Here is a 19,493-nt window from a genome sequence, read left to right as displayed (position 1 = left end):
CTTATGAAGGGCGGTTTTGTGTTTTATCATGCACTGCGATCAGGCGCTGCTTGAGTTCCTCTTCCATACGGGCGATTTCGACCTCTGCGGCTTTCCGCTTAGCCCGGCCGTCCGCTTGTATGAGAAGTGTCTCTTCAATCGTCTGGATGAGGTTTTCTTGTGTCTTTTTCAGTGTATCAATCTCGATAATGCCTTTTTCGTTCTCTTTCGCCGTCTCGATGGAGTTCATCTTCAGCATCTCGGAATTCTTGAGCAGAAGATCATTTGTCGTCTTTGTCACCAGTTTTTGTGATTCGACTGCTTTCCGCTGGCGATTCAGCGTCAGTGCGATGGCAATCTGGTTTTTCCAAAGTGGAATCGATGTCATGATGGATGACTGGATCTTTTCTGCCAGCGTCTGGTTCGTCTGCTGGATCATCCGGATCTGCGGTGCACTTTGGATAGTGATTTGACGGGAAAGCTGCAAATCATACAGCCGTTTCTCAAGACGGTCCAAAAATTGACCCATGTCGTTCACTTCCTGGAATGCCATCTGATCGTTAGAAGCTTCTGCCTTCCTCCGCATCTCTGGGATGATGACATTTGCAATCTCATCACGTTTCAGTTCAGCTGCCGCGATATAGACATTGAGTGCTTGGAAGTATGTTTTATTTTGTTCATACAAATTGTCGAGCATATGCACGTCTTCGAGCAGCCCGCGCTTTGAATGTTCAAGCTGGACGCCGATCCGGTCAATCTGTGTGCTTAGTTTCTGGTATTTCGTCATCATTTCCTGTATTGACCGTGTCGCTTTGCTGAACAGTCGGCTGAGGCCTGATTTCTTTTTATCCGACAAGTCCTCTGGATCGATTTCTGACAGCTTATTCATCAAATCGCTCAGCACATCGCCGACAGGGCCGATGTCCTTGCTCTGTACGTGATCGAGCATCTTATGTGAGAACTTAGAGAGTTCGTTTTGCGCGTTCGCTCCGTAAGTGATGATTGATTCGTAGTTTCCGACAGGAATCTGTTCAGCAAGCTGTTTCGCTTTTTCCTGTTCCTCTGGGGACAGGCGCTCCATGAGAGTGACCTGCGCGGAAGGCGTGCTATCTTTTGTTTCCATCATCATTTCTTTCGGAAGAAGCGGTTCATTCATCGAAAATGGGTTATCCAACAAGTCATCGAATGACTTTACGTCTTCGTCTTGCATTGTTCTATTTTCTGTCATGCGGCAATTCCCCTTTCATATCAATCAGCGGTTTGTTTCGGTTCAACGTGACATCTACATAATCAAGCTCCAGTTGAAGCTTCTCGATATCAGTCACTAATGCACTCCGTAGATCTTGTTCAAGCTGTTTATTGACATCAGTCAGCGTCTCCCGGGTATGCTGGAGAGCGATCTGGAGTTCCTGGTCTTTCAGCGGCTGATTGACAAGCATGGCATACTTGCTCGTCAGCTCGACCGCAGAATCAAGATGGGAATAGAAAAATTTTTCAACGTGATAGAACTTCCGGGGGTTGCTCTTCACTATGCCGAGCACGCGCCGCGCCAAGTTGTTCATTTCGTATACTTGTTTGAATGCCTGGACCGATCTCACTTGTCCATACAGGCTGTTCAGTCTTCTGATCTTCATTTTTGCTTCTGCAATCTGGGTTTTGATGTGATTAAATTCGGATCTTGTCATTCCTAGTTTCTTTACATTCGAAGCGATTTGAAGCTGCTTGATTGAAAAAGAGCCTCCGAGGTAAAGGGCGATCATGATGCCGGTTGCCGCGAAGAAGTTCATACCTGCTCCGAGCAGCAAAATCAGCCATGTCCCGAAACTGACTGGTGCGGTGATGAAGTGTCTGATGAAAAATTGTTTGACCTCTTGCATAGTGCACCAAGGCCTCCTTTTGCATATATATGTCCTGACGGATAGATAGTATCATGTACGTTTTGGAGCGAAAAAAGTTTCATCGTCCTACTCCCATTATACCCGATTTTGAATAGGAACACATTTCTTTTGAATGTGCCCAAGCGCCGTCCATATCAATTGCTTGGAAAAGGAAAGGGCTTTTGCTAAAATGGGGTTCATTCACCGCAAACCGGAATGGAGGGGAATCCAATGTTCGAAGTTATATACATGAAAGCGGACTTTGAGCCTTGGTGGATGTTCGAAGAATGGCGAGAAAAAGTCAAAGAAGGCAAACAGTTTGACGAAAGGGAAGAGGCCCGAGCCTATTTCCAAACATTGTACAATCGGTTGAGTGATGAACATTCTTACAAGGAACAAAGAAAAAATTGCTTTTTTGCGTTTTGGACAGAGACAGAGCGGGTATATTGTGAAGGGTGTGATGAAAGCATACAATTGTTCCATGGAATCATATTGCTGAAAGACGGAGAACCCGCTGCCATTTTCCAATCAAAATAATTTCGAATATTTTATATTATTTTATTGAACTTTGAAATTGGTTATGGTATAGTAACAGTGATATGTTATTACCGGTTATGACGCATTCACGTATTACAAAAAGTGATCGGCGGCTCGGTACTTTTTGTAATATGTGAATTTTTCATCGCAAGAGTTCATGTATTAGCAAGTATTTATCATTTGGAGGTCGTAACATGAAACAAGGTACAGTTAAATGGTTCAACGCGGAAAAAGGCTTCGGTTTCATCGAAGTCGATGGGGAAGACGATGTATTCGTACACTTCTCTGCTATCCAAGGAGACGGGTTCAAGTCGTTGGATGAAGGCCAACACGTAGAATTCGAAGTTGTTGAAGGCAACCGTGGCCCACAAGCTGCGAATGTCGTGAAACTATAATTGAACCAAACAAAGAGGCATCTGCGGGCAGATGCCTCTTTTTTCATGGAGTTGAAACAGACTGCAGGGAAGAGGTGACGGTATATTCCGTGCCGTCCGCAGCTCTCATGACTGACTCGCGTTTCACTTCTCCGTAGCCTTCGACAAAGAATTTGCGAAGCAGGTGATCCGCGCCTGACGATTCGATGACAAATGCGTTGTCGAATGTCTTGTATGGGGTTTCAACCTGAACACCCGTCTCGACAATTTTCCATTGGCCGAATGTAGTGCCCACTTCAAATGGTTTCTGCAGATAGACGCCTACCGGGTTCATTGCCTTGATTTCTGCTAGGGTCGGGAAATCTTCATGCGTATCGACTGTATCGTAGCTGATCGTCGTAATTTGATCCTTGCCGATCTGGTATATATAGCGCGCCATGACGCCGCCATTATATTCATATGTGATGACATAGTCCTCATATGGTTTTGCTACATCAATCTCAAGATCCGCATACTGGTTGCCTTCCCCTTTAAAATTCGCTTCCGTTCCAGCTGGCAGGAAATAGTCGCTGAGGCCCTTGTCGACCTGTTTGATATTCGTTTGGTATGACATGTTTGACGGTTCCGTCGATTCACCGCTATTTCCGCTGTTGTTCATTGTGACCGGCCGTTTGCCGGAACAGGCGGACACGCTCAGCATAGCCATGACGACGAATAGAAGAAACAGCTTTTTCATCTTCCAACACTCCTTTTTCATAGAGTGCCCGCTGGAATATGATTTATCCGTAAAATGAAAAACCGCCCATCCCAAAGAAGGGGATGGACGGCGGACGGTCAGTTAGATACGGCAGTTTGCTTTTCTTTCCACTCGATGTATTCATCGTACGGCATCATCTTATCGAAAATTGTGCCGTCATCATGGATATCGATGATCCGGTTCGCAACAGTCTGGATGAACTGCTGGTCATGGGATGTGAAGATCATCGCGCCTTTGAATGCCATCAAGCCATTGTTGAGTGCCTGAATCGATTCTAGGTCAAGGTGGTTCATCGGCTCATCTAGCAAAAGGACGTTTGCACTTGTGAGCATCATCTTGGACAGCATGCAACGGACCTTTTCTCCTCCTGAGAGAACTGAAGGACTTTTCTTCACTTCCTCGCCAGAGAACAGCATCCGGCCCAGGAAACCGCGAAGAAACGTTTCAGTCTGGTCCTCTGGTGAATATTGACGGAGCCAATCGACAAGTGTCGGTTCTGTCGTCTCATCGAAGAACTCGCTGTTATCAATCGGGAAGTAGGCACGAGATGTTGTGACGCCCCATTTAATGCTTCCTTCATCTGGCGTGTCTTCCTCCGCCAATATTTCGAGAAGGGCTGTTTTAGCAAGAGGATTCCCAAGAAGGATAATCTTATCCTCTTTGCCCATCGTGAAGGTAGCGTCTTTCAAGAGGACTTTTCCATCCTTCGATTTGGAGACGCCAACCGCGGATAAGACATCGTTTCCGATCTCTCGGCCCATCTGGAAGTTGACGAACGGATAGCGGCGGGAGGAAGGACGGATATCATCCAGCTGGATCTTATCCAATGCCTTCTTCCGGGAAGTCGCTTGTTTCGATTTTGATGCGTTGGCGCTGAAACGGGCGACGAACGCTTGCAATTCTTTGATTTTCTCTTCTTTTTTCTTGTTCTGATCCTGAGCCATCTTCAGAGCGAGCTGGCTGGATTCATACCAGAAGTCGTAGTTTCCAGGGTATAGCTGGATTTTCGAGAAATCGAGATCGGCAATCTGCGTACAGACTTTATTCAAGAAGTGACGGTCGTGCGATACGACGATGACTGTGTTCTCAAAGTCGATCAGGAATTCTTCCAGCCAACGGATTGCTTTAAGGTCAAGGTGGTTGGTCGGCTCGTCAAGAAGAAGGACATCCGGCTTGCCGAACAGAGCTTGTGCAAGAAGGACCTTCACTTTGTCGGAACCTGTCAATTCACTCATTTTGACATGGTGGAGACTTTCCGGAATGCCTAGACCTTGCAAGAGGATGGCTGCTTCGGATTCCGCTTCCCATCCGTTCAGTTCAGCAAATTCACCCTCGAGTTCAGCAGCACGCATGCCGTCTTCATCCGAGAAATCCTCTTTCATGTAGATGGCATTCTTTTCGGTCATAATATCGTGCAGGCGCTTATGCCCTCGGATGACCGTGTCGAGCACTTCGTTTTCCTCGTACTCAAAGTGGTTCTGTTTCAAGACGGCAAGCCGCTCGTCTTTGTTCATGATGACATTTCCGGTCTGCGGCTCGATTTCACCGGAGAGCACTTTAAGGAAAGTCGATTTCCCCGCTCCGTTCGCTCCGATCAAACCATAGCAATGGCCTGGATTGAACTGTATATTCACATCTTCAAACAGCTTACGGTCGCCGAATTGAAGACTTACATTACTTACTGCTATCATAGCTGATCCTCCTAAATTCACAATGCTCCCATTATAGCAGAAATGCTGCACAAGGGAAACGGCGATGCCCTCTAAAACCTGGCTTTTCAATGAAAAATGAAAGTCAAGAAGGGATTGTCGATTTCTGCATCCGCTTTCGGTTCTTATACGCTTCAAGCATACCAAGTTCTTTATTCAGTAAATATTCCATACGGACGTAATCTTTGCGGGACGGATACGCCTCCGCATTGAGCCCTTTCATGGAGAATATGAAATAGTAGCCGGAGATCTGGCGGAACAGGACAACTGTATCCGGAAATTCATCAAATGTGCATTTGATCTGATATTTGCGCGCATACGCCCACTGGTCTATCTTCATGCCATCCATCCTTTCCGTTTTCATTATACATGGAAGGGTATGGAAAGCGCAAAAACGCAGTCTTTCATAAAAAAACACCGCACAGGCGGCGTTTTGGGCTTATTTCTCCCAGTGGCTTGCGATGAATTCATCCCGTCCTGATTTAGCACGGTCTTCCTCGTAGTGGTCCTTGTCCTTCTTATAATAATCCTGATGGTATTCCTCCGCCGGGTAAAATGTATCAGCCGGCCGGATGACCGTGACAATAGGTTTTTTGAAGCGGCCGCTTTTTTCAAGACGCTCTTTGCTGGATTCTGCCTGTTTGCGCTGTTCTTCTGTATGATAGAAAATCGCAGTTGAATAGGAATGGCCACGATCATGGAATTGGCCGCCCGCATCTGTCGGATCGATTTGCTGCCAATAGATTTCAAGCAGTTCATCATAAGGGAACAAAACCGGGTCAAACGTGATTTCGACGACTTCCAAGTGACCTGATTCGCCGCCTTTCACATCTTCATATGTAGGGTTCTCCAGATGACCGCCCATATAACCGCTCACTACGTCAATAATGCCGTCCCACTCCTTGAACGGTTTCACCATGCACCAGAAACAGCCTCCTGCAAAAGTGGCGCGCTGCGCTTGTTGTTGATCCATTTGTGCTTCCTCCTCTTTTTATGCCATTATACCATCTTCTTTGTGCCAACAAAAAACAAGAGAGCACAAAGCGCTCTCTTGCAGATCAGGTGACGCCTGGGGAATCAGCAATAATAGTATGCCCCGACGATAATTAGAAGGATAAACAGCACGACAATCAATGTAAAGGAACTTCCGTATCCTCCACCGCAAGATTCATATCCCATATGTGCACCTCCTCTTCTCTAACGTATGCAAGAGGCAGTTGAGTGAATGGACGTCTGTCCGGTGCAAAATGATATACTAAAGTGACAAGGAGAGGAACCAGGAACTATTCCACTCGTCCTAATAGAAAACACATAAATAGCGGAGGAATCAAACGAATGACAGATCAATACGAAGGACCGGTGCCGAGAAGAAGAAGAAGGCGCAAATTGCGTGTCGGCCGTGTCATTGTGACATTCCTTTTTTTCGGCATCCTGCTGACAGGCATCTACTCTTACTTTCAATACAATGCGGGACGCGCACTATCGCAGGGCAAACAGATTGATCCCGGTGAATTCAAAGGGGATATGATCGACCCAAAGCAGCCGTCCGTGGAAAATTTCCTGCTGCTCGGCATTGATAATGACGGCAGCGGCCGCTCCCGGACTGATACGATGATGGTATTGTCCTGGGATAAGAATGCGGGTGCACTGCGGCTCATTTCGCTCATGCGTGACATTTATGCCGAAATTCCAGGATACCAATCCTATAAGTTGAATACAGCGTATTACCTCGGCGGTGTACAACTCGCAAAGGATACGATCACCGGGATGTTCGGAATCCCGATCCATCATTATGCAATTGTCGATTTTGACAACTTTGAAGCGATCATCGATACGGCTTTTCCGAAGGGGATCGAGATCAACGTGGAGAAGGAGATGTCCGAAAAGATCGGCGTGACTCTGATGCCGGGCAAACAGAAGCTTGGCGGCAAGGAGCTGCTCGGCTTTGCACGGTTCCGCGCTGACAGTGAAGGGGACTTCGGCCGTGTAGCGCGGCAGCAGACGGTCATCAAAGCCGTCAAGGAAGAGGCGATCCGGCCAGGCATGCTGCCAAAGATACCAAAGCTCGCAGGAGCGGTATCCGGATTCGTCGAAACAGATATGAGCTCGACAGAGGAACTTTCACGCGCACTATCGCTGCTCATGAAGAGGGGGGCGTCCATCGAAACGATGACAATTCCGGTGGAAGGTTCGTATTCTTTCCAGACCTACAGCCATGCAGGCGCAGTCATTGAGCTTGATATCGAAAGGAACAAGGAAGCACTCTCTTCCTTTCTCAGCTCAGCCGATAAATAAAGTGAAGGTGGATGAAAATGAAAGACGGTAAACAATTGAACCGCGGCCGCGTCGTCGGATTCCTCGGCGGCCGCACTACGCTTTATGTGCTCGGCCTGTTCCTGCTCATCGGATTGATCATTCTTGTCTACAGCAAAGTGGCATTCATCTTTTATCCGATCAAAGTCTTCTTCTCGACAGTCGTTCTGCCGGTCATCCTGGCAACAATCGCATACTATATTCTCCGGCCGATCCTAAGGCTGCTTGAACGGATCCGTATTCCACGGATGTGGGGCATTCTGATACTATTCATTGGCGTGGCAGGGCTTATCACGCTGCTTGTCGTGCTGGTGTTTCCGTTTTTGCGGCTGCAGTTTACGAACCTGTCAGACGAATTCCCTTCATATTTCAGGCAGATGCTTCTGAACATCGATACGTTCTTACGGACTTCTGTGTTCCAGTCCTATTACAACGGACTTGATGTGAATATAAATGAGCTGCTTGATAAAGGGCTTGGCGAAGTCGGAAAGATGGTGACAGATGCGATTGGCGGGATCGCTTCAGGCGTGTCTTCGTTCATATCCGCGTTGACGGGGTTTGTGCTTGCAATCGTCACTGTGCCATTCATCCTCTTTTATCTGCTGAAAGACGGCGAGAAACTCCCCCAGCATATTTTAAAGCTGCTGCCGCCAAGATTCCGGAAGGACGCAGCTGCCATTTTCAAAGACGCGGACCATCAGATCAGTGCATATATCCAGGGGCAGATCCTTGTCGCGATCTGCATAGGCATCATGGTATCGATCGGATTCATGATCATTAAGATGAAGTACGCACCGCTGCTCGGAGTCCTTGCAATGTTCACGAGTGTTGTGCCATATCTAGGGCCGATCATCGCCATTACGCCCGCCATTATCATTGCAATTGTTACGTCGCCTTTCATGTTAGTGAAGCTTGCAGTGGTCTGGACGATTGTTCAGCTGATCGACGGAAAGTTCATTTCTCCGCAAATCATGGGGAAGTCACTCAAAATACATCCGATCACAATCATCTTTGTGCTTTTGTCGGCGGGGTCTTTATTCGGAGTGCCAGGCGTCATTCTAGGGATTCCCGGATACGCGCTTCTCAAAGTGATGATGACTCATCTGTACAAGCTGTATCGACTGAGGTATAACCAATTCGAAGCAGACGAAGCGATGCATTATGAATCGGATAGCCGGCAGTCTGCAAATAATAATCTTATGTAAACTTATCTAGTGAAATATAAAAACACTGACAAAGAATGAGAGAGAATGGGGCTGTCCAGAAAGTATAAATCATTATTAGGACCTTTTAAAAGATTCTTATGAGGATGTAGAAAATCGCCAGAAACGGCCGACTCCTGCGGGAACAGCACGAGTCCGAGACCCCGCAGCGAAGCGAGGAGGCTCGGGCCGTGCCCGCGGAAAGCGTGCCGGTTCTGGCGATTTTCGTCTTTTCGGACAACCTCCTGTTTTCAGTAGCTTAATTTGTTTCATAAAGAACTGTTCCGGTCTTGGTAAGGTCATATCCTTTTAGGGAAGCGAGTTCTTGCTGGAAGCCTGAAGACCTCAAAATATCCAGGACAAGTTCCCGCTGTGATTCATTATCGGCCGTTTTCTGCATGACCAAATCATACTGCTCGTCAATTAACGGGATGAATTCCGCACCTGTCATCTGTGCGGCCTTCTCGATGCCGATTCCGACATCCGCCAGGCCTGCTGCGATTTTCCCGGCGACCGCGATATGATTCATCTCCTCATCAGCATGCCCCTTGAGATCTGTCGCGCGGATTCCTTCCAGGCGCATCATCTCTTCAAACAGGATACGGGCGCCGGAGCCTTGTTCCCGGTTGACCATAGTCAGCCCTGGACGCCTGAAATCGCTCCACTCCCTAATTTTTTTCGGATTCCCTTTCTGAACGTAAAGACCTGCTTTTCTTGAAAGCAGATTCATGACAATGAATTGCCTGCCTGCCAGGATCCGTTTTACATATGGGATATTATACGTCCCCGTATCCCCGTCGAATAAGTGCATGCTGACGAGGTCGGCCTCCCCGCTGTACATGGCTACCAAGCTGTTCAAGCTGCCTGTATAGGAGCGGAGAGGGCGGAAGCCGGGCACCCGTTTTTCCATAGCGCTCGCGAGCAGGTCCAGGCTTAAATCCTGTCCGCTTATGATTGCAGGACGGGCGGGTTTCAGCATCATGCGGGGCGTCTCTTCTTCGCGTTTTGCTGTTTCTGGGCGAGACGCGCCGCCGCTTTTCATCCTCTCTTTATAGGCTTCGAAATCCACCTGATCAATGCGCATCTGCCTGCCGACGCGGTATGCCTCAATTTCCCCTTTTTTTATCAAATCATATACAGTGAGTTTGGAGACTTTTAGAAGTTCTGCGATTTCTTCTGTCGTATAGGAGATCGGCTGTTCATTCGTCATTTGGCTCACGTCCTTTATCCTCATTGCTATTAGTGTATCATGTATACATTTGTTTTTATAGGAAGTGATAAGAGAAGATGGATAGTGATAATGAAGTATATTTAATTATAACTAGATATAACTAGTTATCTTATGTTATAACTAGTTATAATTAATAGTAACTACATATAAGGAGGAGTGGGTAATAGGATGAAGGCTAAAATGACCCTGACATTTTTGATGGCCTTGCTTGTTCTTGCTGCATGTTCCAGTTCATCAGATAACAAGACAGCGGAAGCGGGCAAGTCAAACGAGAAGACAGCAGAGGTCTTTGTATCTGCAGCGGCCAGCCTGACCGATGCGCTGAATGAGATGAAAAGTGGTTATGAAAAAGAGAATGATATCAAGCTGACGTACAACTTTGCCAGCTCCGGCAAGCTTGCTGCGCAAATTGAACAAGGCGCTCCCGCGGATTTGTTCCTGTCCGCCAGCGAGAAGGATATGGACACGCTCGAAGGGAAGGGACTCCTCAAAGAGGGGACACGGGAGGATTTTACCCAGAATATACTTGTCCTGATCGTCAATGATAGCTCAACTTCCAATATAACGACTTTCGAAGACCTTGATCCTTCTGGAATCGATTATTTTGCAATCGGCGAACCGGAGAGCGTGCCTGCCGGCAGATACACGAAACAGACGCTTGAACATCTCGGCTTATGGGATGCGCTCGCAGGAAAATTGGTCCTCGGTTCCGATGTGAGGCAAGTTCTCACCCATGTCGAAATGGGAAATGCGGATTATGGAGTTGTTTATTCAAGCGACGCCGCCATTTCTGATAAAGTGAAAGTGGTTGCCACGTCCGATCCGAAGTGGCATGATCCGATTGTGTATCCTGGCGCGGTGATCGCGGATTCCGCTCATTCTGATGAAGCGCAGGCATTCTTCGACTATTTGCAAAGTGATGAGGGAAGAGAGATATTGGCGAAGTACGGTTTCCAGTAATCACTTGAAAGGGGATAGAACAATGCCACTAATGGATTATACTCCTTTGTTGCTGTCATTGAAAGTGGCGGCGATTTCTACGGCAGTCGTCTTCCTATCAGGCGTTTTTCTGGCCCACTTGTTTTCCAGGCGCCAATTCTTCGGTAAAGGCATCTTGGAATCCTTCTTCCTGCTGCCGCTTGTCCTGCCGCCGACTGTTGTAGGCTTCGGCCTCCTGATCCTGTTTGGAAAGCATGGATGGATTGGAAAACCACTTCTTGAATGGTTCGACATTCAGATTGTTTTCACATGGGTCGGTGCGGTCATCGCATCGGCTGTCGTCTCATTTCCGCTCATGTACCAAAGTGCGGCTGCGGCTTTCGAGAATATAGATGACCGGCTGGAAAAAGCAGCGAGGACGATGGGAGCTTCCGAGTGGCGGGTGTTCTGGACAGTCGCATTTCCACTTGCGTGGCCAGGTCTGCTGGCAGGACTTGTCCTGTCATTTGCAAGAGGCCTCGGTGAGTTCGGAGCTACACTCATGCTGGCCGGCTACATCCCAGGCAGGACAGATACCATTCCAATGGCGATCTATTTCGCGGTGGAATCAGGAAATATGGAAAAGGCGACCTTTTGGGTGATCATTATTGTGGCTCTCGGCTTCAGCACAATCATGTGGCTGAACTGGTGGAGCAAACGGAATATGAAGCGGTACGCTGGCGGGAAGGACAGGTGATAGGGTGTTAGAGGTCGATATTCAAAAGTCGCTTGCCCATTATGAACTGGATGTGCAGTTTGAGGCGGAAAGCGAAATTATCGTCCTGTTCGGCGCATCGGGAGCCGGCAAGACGACAGTGCTCAATTGTATCGCTGGACTGAACCATCCTGACCAGGGAATGATCCGGTTGGATGGTGAGACATTCTATAAAGGATCAGATCGAATTGTGCCGACGAGGAAGCGGAATACCGGTTATCTGTTCCAAGATTACGCACTTTTCCCTCATATGTCTGTGGAGAAGAATATTTGGTACGGTGTGAAGAAGGAAAGGAGAGAGGCGGCAAAAACGGCAATCCGCCAGCTTGTTGAGGTGCTCGGCATACCGCATCTTCTAAGGCGGTATCCGCACGAGATTTCGGGCGGCGAAAAACAGCGGGTCGCTCTTGCGCGAGCCCTTGCGACAGAGCCTTCGATATTGCTACTCGACGAACCGCTCTCTGCGCTGGACGAGAAGACGCGGGCCGAATGCCAGGATGAATTGCTTCGGCTCCACAGCATATGGAAGATCCCTTTCTTGATCGTCACTCACGATAAGAGCGAAGCGCAAAAACTCGGCGACCGCATATTGGTGATGGATCGAGGTACAATCGTGCAGGAAGAGATAATAGGTGTTTAAAAAAGACAGGCGGAGCATAAGCAAGTTCCGTCTGTCTTTTTTGCGCTTTATCACCAGCTTAGGGCCATGCGCAAAGTGCAGCAGCCATTCTCTGCATCGCTGTTGGAAAAATCAATCCGGATGCCATCCGGCGTATAACGCATATCGAATTTGACCGTTATGCCTGCCGAACGGATCAGGCGTTCCACTTCGGCCTGATTGGACTTTTGTGCCGCATCCATCAGCGACCGCGCAAAGTCATCGGACCCTGTCAATTTGCCGATAAACAGATCAGCCTGCCCCATGACCTCTTTGAAACGCCTGGCGGATATATGGAATTGCCTCGTATCCACCGCGGGAAACTGACCGCCTCCTTGCATAGGGGGAGCAGGCGTGGCGATATAGCCGGGATAGACTGGTGTGTACGAAAGCTGCGCGGGTCTGAAGCCATGTGGATAGGGTGAATAATACATAGGCTACCTCCGAACTCACTTCGATATAGCAGTATATGAAAGAATTCCGATTGTTGTGTAGGTGATACCCAGGATACATGTCGCATTTTGCATTTTAGCTGCAGGCGGCAAGTCGGGAAGGTGAAACCAAGTGGATTATGTCCTATACTTAATACATTAATCGGTGTCAATCGAGGAAGGCGGAAACTAGTGTGCCTGAAGCTATACATAAACGAAAAGCGGAGCATATCGATATCGTTCTTACGGAGCGGGTGACAGGGACAGATATAACAACAGGATTGGAAAGTATCTCGTTCGTGCATAATGCACTGCCTGAAATCGATTTCAATGAAATCCGCACGGAAACCGTCTTTTTGGACCGTCCGGTGAAAACACCATTTCTGATCAGTTCCATGACGGGCGGGGCGGCGCATGCGGAGGCGATCAACCGGAATTTAGCCGAAGCGGCAGAAGCGCAAGGCTGGGCGCTTGCCCTCGGCTCTATGCGTGCTTTCATAGAGAGTGAAAGCCACCGCGAATCATTCCTCATCCGGAAATTTGCGCCGTCTGTGCCGCTGATTGCGAATCTCGGTGCAGTGCAGCTTAATTATGGATTCGGCATCGAGGAATGCCGGAAAATAATCGAACTGTCGGAAGCTGATTTTCTCGTCCTTCATCTGAACAGCATACAGGAAGTGATCCAGACAGGCGGAGACACGAATTTTAAAGGGCTGCTCGTTAAGATTGAGCAATTATGCAGTCTTCTAGACGTGCCGGTCGGCATTAAGGAAGTCGGCTGGGGGATTGACGGCAGTGCTGCAAGGAAACTGGCAGATGCAGGCGTCTCATTCATCGATGTGGCAGGAGCCGGAGGAACGTCGTGGAGCCAGGTGGAAAAACACCGTACGCAGGACCCCGTCAAACGCAGCACAGCCGAGTCGTTCAGTGGCTGGGGCATTCCGACTGCCGATAGTATCCGCTCCGTCCGTCATTCTGTTCCAGGCAGTTTCGTCATCGCAAGCGGCGGCCTGAAAAATGGCTTGGATGCAGCAAAATCACTTGCAATCGGAGCTGACTTCGCAGGTTTCGGACGATCCATCCTGGCGGAAGCGACACAGTCAGCTGAAGATGTCGTGCAAGTTATGAAGACGAAAGAACTTGAACTGAGACTGGCGATGTTCGGGATCGGTGTAGAGTCGATCGATCAGCTACAATCGACAGACCGGGTGAAGATCAGCTGAAAGTGCCGTTTTTACGGATGATGAACAAATGTTCGTATGCAGGCAGAAAGTAACCAAAGCGGATGCCATGACTGGATCCTGGCATCCGTCATTATGTCATAATGCGGTCAACGACCATGTTTATAAGTAATTGCAAGAGAGTGAATGCGTGTTAAAACGATAGATCTGCAAGCTTAAAGCGACGGATAATGAAGTGCGAAAGGGCAATTGGAAAAATAGCCTCCATTTTCGCATTCTCTATTTTAGTTTACATAATATAAAAAGTTGAAAGTTGAGTATCATTTATAAGTATACTTAAAACATTGAGACGGAAGAGAAATTGTACAAGGATGTACAAGGACACCAAAGTCCGAACTATTTGGACATCAAAGTTCGGACTGTCACTATCTCTTAAATTTCTCTCGAAAATAATTTTCCAATTAAATTTCGATTTTATCTTTACTTTTATTCAGCTTTTATACATTCTGGTTACTTATAAATTATTGCAGTCAAGTGCTATTGATCAAATAAGAACGCAAATCCTTATTTCAGATATGCGCTCTATTTTCGTAAAGTCCACTTACTCTAAATAAGCATCGATTAGATTGCGAGGAGTTCAGCCGCCCATGTACTCTTAATAATACACACTATATCTATCCAATAAATCAAGTGGACCGATTTGCATCTTCACTTGGGCATGTGAGCTGATATGATTTTGTACTTTCAAGTACTGCTCCGGCGTGAATTGTTCAACATCCATAATGACACGCTCATTCGACAGCTCCTTGAACGTCAGCTCCGGAACGATTTGCTTCAGTTCCTCAACTATTTTATTGTTTTCCCTTGAACTGAATTTTAAGTATGTCTCTTCTGAAATAGCTTCCCTATAATCCCTGGCGTAAATAAATTCCCCGTCCTTCAGGAAGAAAATCCGATCTGCATACTTTTCAAGGTTCTCTAACAAGTGGGAGGCGATAATAATGATCTTGCCTTCTTTCTTTTTATCTTCAAGTAACTTTGATATCAATTCAACATTATCAGGATCCAATCCATTCATGACCTCATCCATCAGCATATACGGTGTATTTGCAACGATTTGCATTGCAAAACATAGCCGTTGCCTCATGCCAAGTGAGTATTGGTAGGTTTTTCGTTTCACGTAATGTGACATATTGAGACGTTCCACGACCTCATTCGGATCAATTGACGTTCGTCGCCACATTTGGCGATAAATGTTTAAGTGGTCAAGGCCATCCAAATGATTATATAAATCACTTTGATCAGGCATCATTGTGATCAATGAACGGATATGTGCCTCGATTTTCTTATTCGTATACTGAAGCTTATTATCGAAAACCACTTCCCCTTCATTCGGTACAAGATAATTCATCAAAACATTTAGCAATGTTGACTTCCCTGTTCCATTAGGAGCAACTAACCCAATAATCTCTCCAGGGTTTAACGTTATGTTCATGTCGTTGAGTACTTTTCGTTCTCCGAATTGGACAACAACATTATTCACTTGAATCATCGTGCTACCTCCCTCTCTACCCTCTTATATTGTCATTTTCTTTTTCTTTGTAACGAACCCAATAAGGATCACGATCAGGACTGCAGTCAAAAGAATTACGATAAAGCCCTTCTCAAATTCCAGTGATCCGATCGCTAGCAAATAGTTTCTATGACCGCTCAGTATTTCCCCGGTTTGAACATATGACGTAGGCAAGTAACTTAACCAATCGCTAATAATGCCTCCTCTTTGATAGTACGTAATTTCCAAAAAGAATAAGGCGCCGATTGTCAGATTGATATATTCATTTTTCAATAGTACGCTCATAAGGAGCACTAACCCAATAATCACAATGAACCATAACAGAATCATCACTAGATTTTGACTTAAAAACATTCCCATGGACATGCTTTCAAAAGTGCCTAAATTAAAATTCTTATACTCGTAGACGACTGCCGGCAGCTGTAAGCTCCCAAATCCATCCCTGAAACCGATAACGAGAAAAGCTGGTACCAATAGCAAGATGCTCGTTACTCCCCCTACCAAGGCAACAAAGCCTTTCATCATCATTCGTTTAAATGGTGTCATTGGAAAGCCATTCACGATACTTGGATGTTTTCGGTCTTTCAAGACGACATCGTTGCATAACAGCAGACACAAGATCAGTAAAACATATGGCAGGAAAGAATCCAACACCCTCTGAAGTGTTTGAAGGGCAGTTCGTTCTTCAAAAACATTCAAATTCAATGTATAGTCTCCAGCTGCATACTTGCCATATCTCTCGGCAGAGTAGCGAAAGGCGTAATGACCATCGTAAAAAGCAAACATATTTCCGTATGTATAGTACCCGGGTGTATAACGAAGTGAATCAAAATGGTTATGATAAATCTGTTCGTCTGAGTACAAGTACCATTCATTCGTTGCTTGCGCATATGCTCGTAAATCCCCGTCGGTTAAAGCAGTCAGCCTCTCACGGTCTAATCGATTCCATTCCGGATACACTTGATAGGCATATACAGTGAGGGGGTGGGTCCCTTCTGAAATAACCACATTATCCAGGAATTTCTGTCTATCGTTATACCTTGACTGCATTTCGCTCTTGTTGACTGTTTCAATCGGCTGATAAGTCGGTGAGATATAAACAGCATAATACAGACTGGCTACTACTACTATTGTGTAGAGAATTAAGTTTTTGCGATTATTGAAAAATGCAATAATTTCCCATTTAATATATTCCATTATGCCCTCCCACCCCCTGGAATTGCCGTATTCCTTTGGTTGATTTTGCTTCGATAGAACTGCCAATAAATAAATAGAAAGAGTAGAAGTATCGCAAGTACCAGCACAGCGTAACCGGTATTTAAAGTGATCAACTGATTCCCTGCATACTCCGCAGCCTGGCCGTCAATCACCGTGGAAAAGTTAAAGTAATTAAACGGTAAAAACCATAGCCAATCCCCCAACTTTGGAACCAAAGTCATCACTAAGAAGAAAAAGAAATGTGTAAAGATAACAATGTAAAGGTTTTTCAAATAATAATTTAATACGATAGAAATACATATTGCCAAAAGGGACAGGCACAGAAAATACAGAAATGCTACTCCAATGTACTGCCAAATAGGGATTGTAAAATAATCACCATTAAATATTGCAACTGGATACGATAGATCAATGCCGTATTTGATAGCGGCAACCGAGATTGTTATCGTCAAGGTGAAGAGCAGTAAAACGAAAACAAAGATAAAATAACTAAGAATTTTGGCGGTCAGCTTTGATGCCATTGTAATCGGATATCCTTTTACAAGTGATTTATGTTCCTCTTCATCCAACAAAATATCTGAAGAAAGGATACCTACTAACAAGTACCACCCATATCCTAGGACAAAAATCAAGAGGATGATAAAAGTTGGAAAGTTAGCATTATCTATTAACACTTTTTCATTTTGTGCTTCTATACTTGTGAAAAGAGCTTTCTCTAATTGATTTTGACGGTATGTAGGAATAAATTGAGATACCTCATTAAAGCCATCCATCGTGTAAACTTCATCTCTTACTTTTGTGAGATTAATCGCGCCCTTTATATAAGTGGCGTCATTATTAATCATATAGCCGAGTGTTCTATTGGCTAAATTGCTAGACTGGTTGATAAGATTTCGATAAAGCGGTGAAGCAACCTCTGGATCGGTTGCGTCTACCTTTCTAAATTGATCTAGAGCAGAATTTAAGGCAACAACCTCGGCTGCTGTTGTTGTTTTCAGTTCTCTGAATTGACTGTTCTGCAAAAAAATAAATGAGCCGATAATAAAAAGAATTAATACAAAGAATATCGATCTGAACTTTAAGTTCTTCCGTTCAACAAGAAACACAGTTTTCATATAGCTGAACATTCATATCCCCCTCGTTTTTTTATTTAGTTACTTCAGGCTTTCTGTAAAATCAGAATTTGGGACAAAATACACAATTGAAAGTATAACAGACAATTCAAAAAAAGAATACCCGATTGTATAATTTCGAAAATACTTTTTCCATATACCGTCCAAATCAATATCTCCAAAGGAATTAGTCCAACTGATCACCTCCCAAGAGAAGTGACCAAAGTTGTCAAATAGTTGTTCAGCATAATCGCCACAAAAAACAAAAAGCCACAAGGTTATAGTAAATAAACCTGCAACTTACATTCTTATTCATGAAACTATGTTCATACTATTTTAAAAAATCCGAATGAGTTAGATGCAAAAATGGAGCTAGTATAGATGTATGGACACAAGTTAGTTAAGTCTCTATCCTAAACAATAGAGAGGACGTGTCCGGAATGAAACAAAAACGTTACAACCACGAATTCAAACAAACAATCGTCGAACTCTACAGAGCTGGCACGCCTGTGAGTGATCTCAACCGCGAATATGGTGTATCTGAAGTGACCATTTACAAATGGATCAAAGCGCACTCCCCAATTGAAAATGGAGACGGTTTGACACCCGCTGAAATTGCGGAGATCCAAAAGGAAAATCTACGCCTCAAGCAGGAGGTAGACATTCTAAAAAAGGCTATGACCATATTCGCGAAAAAGTGACCGACCAAGAGATTATCGACCATATCGAACAGGAGAAAGAAAACCACCCTGTTCAAGTTTTGTGTGACGTGCTAGACATGCCAAGAAGTACGTACTATCAATCATTCCATAAAGTGAAATCCTCGTATGAAACGGAAAACGAGGCGATTTTAGAACGCATAAAAATCATACATGCGGAGAGTAAAGGCCGCTATGGTGCGCCTAAAATTCATCAACTTCTCAAAAAGGAAGGCTTCGCTGTCAGCGTAAAGCGTGTCCAGCGCCTTATGAAAACAGAAGGAATCCGATCTGTCATCACGAAGAAATACCGTCCAGCTTCATCGGGCAGCCAAGTAGAAGAACGCGACAATGTATTAGAACAAGATTTTAAAACGACGACCATCAATGAAAAATGGGTAGCCGATATTACGTATATCCACACACTGAGAGACGGTTGGTGCTACCTGGCCTCTGTATTGGATTTACATACGAAGAAAATCGTAGGTTATTCTTTTTCTAAATCCATGACAACAGAACTCGTCTTACAAGCATTAGCCAACGCAATTGATGTCCAGCAGCCTGAAGAGGGACTTATCCTTCATACCGATTTAGGCAGCCAATATACGAGCGAAGACTTTCAAAAAGCAGTAAAAGCAGCGAAAATGGAACACTCTTTCAGTCGAAAAGGCTGTCCGTATGACAACGCCTGCATCGAGTCTTTTCATGCCACATTAAAGAAGGAAGAAATCTATCAAACCACTTATCTAGATTTTGAAGCAGCACGAATTGCCCTCTTCCAGTACATTGAATCCTGGTATAACCGGAAACGAATCCATGGGGCGATTGATTACTTGACGCCGCAGCAACTCGAGGATCAGTGCAGACAGGTAGCTGCTTGATCGTTAGATGTCATGAGGTCTTCGATTCAACCTACCTACACATTTTTCAGGAACGACATCCATGGACTG

21 protein-coding genes are annotated in these 19,493 nt (G+C 45.6%); 9 read left to right on the top strand and 12 right to left on the bottom strand.

Going from position 1 to position 19,493, the window contains the following annotated elements; all coding sequences use genetic code 11:
• Nucleotide 1: 1 nt before the first annotated feature.
• Both ACZ5FK_RS02300 and ACZ5FK_RS02295 read right to left on the bottom strand, forming a co-directional pair.
• Nucleotides 2–1,207 (bottom strand): toxic anion resistance protein, encoded by a 1,206-nt coding sequence (locus ACZ5FK_RS02300; RefSeq protein WP_464806301.1) that lies wholly within the window; start codon nt 1,205–1,207, stop codon nt 2–4.
• Nucleotides 1,194–1,856, bottom strand: coding sequence for a 5-bromo-4-chloroindolyl phosphate hydrolysis family protein (locus ACZ5FK_RS02295; RefSeq protein ID WP_464806300.1), 663 nt, complete (start codon nt 1,854–1,856; stop codon nt 1,194–1,196). The genes ACZ5FK_RS02300 and ACZ5FK_RS02295 overlap by 14 nt, the downstream gene beginning before the upstream one ends.
• Nucleotides 1,857–2,087: 231 nt before the next feature.
• Between ACZ5FK_RS02295 and ACZ5FK_RS02290 the strand changes: the two genes are divergently transcribed.
• Both ACZ5FK_RS02290 and ACZ5FK_RS02285 read left to right on the top strand, forming a co-directional pair.
• Nucleotides 2,088–2,393, top strand: coding sequence for a DUF1033 family protein (locus tag ACZ5FK_RS02290; RefSeq protein ID WP_464806299.1), 306 nt, complete (start codon nt 2,088–2,090; stop codon nt 2,391–2,393).
• A gap of 194 nt (nt 2,394–2,587) precedes the next feature.
• Nucleotides 2,588–2,788, top strand: coding sequence for a cold-shock protein (locus ACZ5FK_RS02285; RefSeq protein ID WP_464806298.1), 201 nt, complete (start codon nt 2,588–2,590; stop codon nt 2,786–2,788).
• Nucleotides 2,789–2,831: 43 nt separating this feature from the next.
• On the opposite strand, the gene ACZ5FK_RS02280 is transcribed toward ACZ5FK_RS02285, so the two are convergent.
• From ACZ5FK_RS02280 to ACZ5FK_RS02260, 5 genes are all read right to left on the bottom strand, one after another.
• On the bottom strand, nt 2,832–3,503 hold the full coding sequence (locus ACZ5FK_RS02280) for a hypothetical protein (RefSeq protein WP_464806297.1): 672 nt from the start codon (nt 3,501–3,503) through the stop codon (nt 2,832–2,834).
• Between the two features lie 98 nt (nt 3,504–3,601).
• Nucleotides 3,602–5,215, bottom strand: a complete 1,614-nt coding sequence (locus tag ACZ5FK_RS02275) for an ABC-F family ATP-binding cassette domain-containing protein (protein ID WP_464806296.1) — start codon at nt 5,213–5,215, stop codon at nt 3,602–3,604.
• A gap of 103 nt (nt 5,216–5,318) precedes the next feature.
• A complete protein-coding gene (locus ACZ5FK_RS02270; protein WP_464806295.1) occupies nt 5,319–5,573 on the bottom strand; it encodes a hypothetical protein in 255 nt (84 codons plus the stop codon).
• Between the two features lie 99 nt (nt 5,574–5,672).
• A complete protein-coding gene (msrA, locus tag ACZ5FK_RS02265; RefSeq protein ID WP_464806294.1) occupies nt 5,673–6,206 on the bottom strand; it encodes a peptide-methionine (S)-S-oxide reductase MsrA in 534 nt (177 codons plus the stop codon).
• A 104-nt stretch (nt 6,207–6,310) separates the two neighbouring features.
• Complete coding sequence (locus tag ACZ5FK_RS02260; protein WP_464806293.1) at nt 6,311–6,412, bottom strand: YjcZ family sporulation protein; 102 nt, start codon at nt 6,410–6,412, stop codon at nt 6,311–6,313.
• A 156-nt stretch (nt 6,413–6,568) separates the two neighbouring features.
• On the opposite strand from ACZ5FK_RS02260, the gene ACZ5FK_RS02255 reads away from it, so the two are divergent.
• Both ACZ5FK_RS02255 and ACZ5FK_RS02250 read left to right on the top strand, forming a co-directional pair.
• A complete protein-coding gene (locus ACZ5FK_RS02255; protein ID WP_464806292.1) occupies nt 6,569–7,528 on the top strand; it encodes an LCP family protein in 960 nt (319 codons plus the stop codon).
• An 11-nt stretch (nt 7,529–7,539) separates the two neighbouring features.
• The gene (locus tag ACZ5FK_RS02250) at nt 7,540–8,751 is read left to right on the top strand and encodes an AI-2E family transporter (protein ID WP_464806291.1); all 1,212 of its coding nucleotides are present in this window, start codon (nt 7,540–7,542) and stop codon (nt 8,749–8,751) included.
• A 256-nt stretch (nt 8,752–9,007) separates the two neighbouring features.
• Here ACZ5FK_RS02250 and ACZ5FK_RS02245 read toward each other — a convergent pair whose 3' ends face one another.
• A complete protein-coding gene (locus tag ACZ5FK_RS02245) occupies nt 9,008–9,958 on the bottom strand; it encodes a substrate-binding domain-containing protein (RefSeq protein ID WP_464806290.1) in 951 nt (316 codons plus the stop codon).
• A 201-nt stretch (nt 9,959–10,159) separates the two neighbouring features.
• Between ACZ5FK_RS02245 and modA the strand changes: the two genes are divergently transcribed.
• Genes modA through ACZ5FK_RS02230 form a run of 3 tightly spaced genes read left to right on the top strand, consistent with a single transcriptional unit; the run spans nt 10,160 to nt 12,312 of the window.
• A complete protein-coding gene (modA, locus tag ACZ5FK_RS02240) occupies nt 10,160–10,939 on the top strand; it encodes a molybdate ABC transporter substrate-binding protein (RefSeq protein ID WP_464806289.1) in 780 nt (259 codons plus the stop codon).
• A gap of 22 nt (nt 10,940–10,961) precedes the next feature.
• On the top strand, nt 10,962–11,654 hold the full coding sequence (gene modB / locus ACZ5FK_RS02235) for a molybdate ABC transporter permease subunit (RefSeq protein WP_464806288.1): 693 nt from the start codon (nt 10,962–10,964) through the stop codon (nt 11,652–11,654).
• Nucleotides 11,655–11,658: 4 nt separating this feature from the next.
• Nucleotides 11,659–12,312 (top strand): ATP-binding cassette domain-containing protein, encoded by a 654-nt coding sequence (locus tag ACZ5FK_RS02230; RefSeq protein ID WP_464806287.1) that lies wholly within the window; start codon nt 11,659–11,661, stop codon nt 12,310–12,312.
• A gap of 50 nt (nt 12,313–12,362) precedes the next feature.
• Here the strand turns inward: ACZ5FK_RS02230 and ACZ5FK_RS02225 are convergent, their stop codons facing one another.
• Entirely contained in the window at nt 12,363–12,764 is a 402-nt protein-coding gene (locus tag ACZ5FK_RS02225; protein ID WP_464806286.1) for a hypothetical protein, read from the bottom strand.
• A 191-nt stretch (nt 12,765–12,955) separates the two neighbouring features.
• On the opposite strand from ACZ5FK_RS02225, the gene fni reads away from it, so the two are divergent.
• Nucleotides 12,956–13,984 (top strand): type 2 isopentenyl-diphosphate Delta-isomerase, encoded by a 1,029-nt coding sequence (gene fni, locus ACZ5FK_RS02220; protein ID WP_464806285.1) that lies wholly within the window; start codon nt 12,956–12,958, stop codon nt 13,982–13,984.
• 613 nt (nt 13,985–14,597) lie between these two features.
• Here the strand turns inward: fni and ACZ5FK_RS02215 are convergent.
• From ACZ5FK_RS02215 to ACZ5FK_RS02205, 3 genes are read right to left on the bottom strand one after another with little or no spacing between them, the layout of a single operon-like run.
• Nucleotides 14,598–15,494, bottom strand: coding sequence for an ATP-binding cassette domain-containing protein (locus ACZ5FK_RS02215; RefSeq protein WP_464806284.1), 897 nt, complete (start codon nt 15,492–15,494; stop codon nt 14,598–14,600).
• A 24-nt stretch (nt 15,495–15,518) separates the two neighbouring features.
• The gene (locus ACZ5FK_RS02210) at nt 15,519–16,712 is read right to left on the bottom strand and encodes a hypothetical protein (protein WP_464806283.1); all 1,194 of its coding nucleotides are present in this window, start codon (nt 16,710–16,712) and stop codon (nt 15,519–15,521) included.
• Nucleotides 16,712–17,860, bottom strand: a complete 1,149-nt coding sequence (locus tag ACZ5FK_RS02205) for a hypothetical protein (protein WP_464806282.1) — start codon at nt 17,858–17,860, stop codon at nt 16,712–16,714. Before ACZ5FK_RS02205 ends, ACZ5FK_RS02210 begins: the two co-directional genes overlap by 1 nt.
• Nucleotides 17,861–18,285: 425 nt before the next feature.
• On the opposite strand from ACZ5FK_RS02205, the gene ACZ5FK_RS02200 reads away from it, so the two are divergent.
• A protein-coding gene (locus ACZ5FK_RS02200; RefSeq protein WP_464805248.1) for an IS3 family transposase occupies nt 18,286–19,424 on the top strand; the annotation gives its coding sequence in 2 pieces (ribosomal slippage) (nt 18,286–18,511 and nt 18,511–19,424; 1,140 coding nt in all).
• Nucleotides 19,425–19,493: the final 69 nt, after the last annotated feature.

The sequence above is a fragment of the Sporosarcina sp. GTC18466 genome (genome assembly GCF_055389225.1).
The sequence above is the reverse complement of the archived record's forward strand: the minus strand, read 5'-3'. Positions and strand labels throughout refer to the sequence as shown.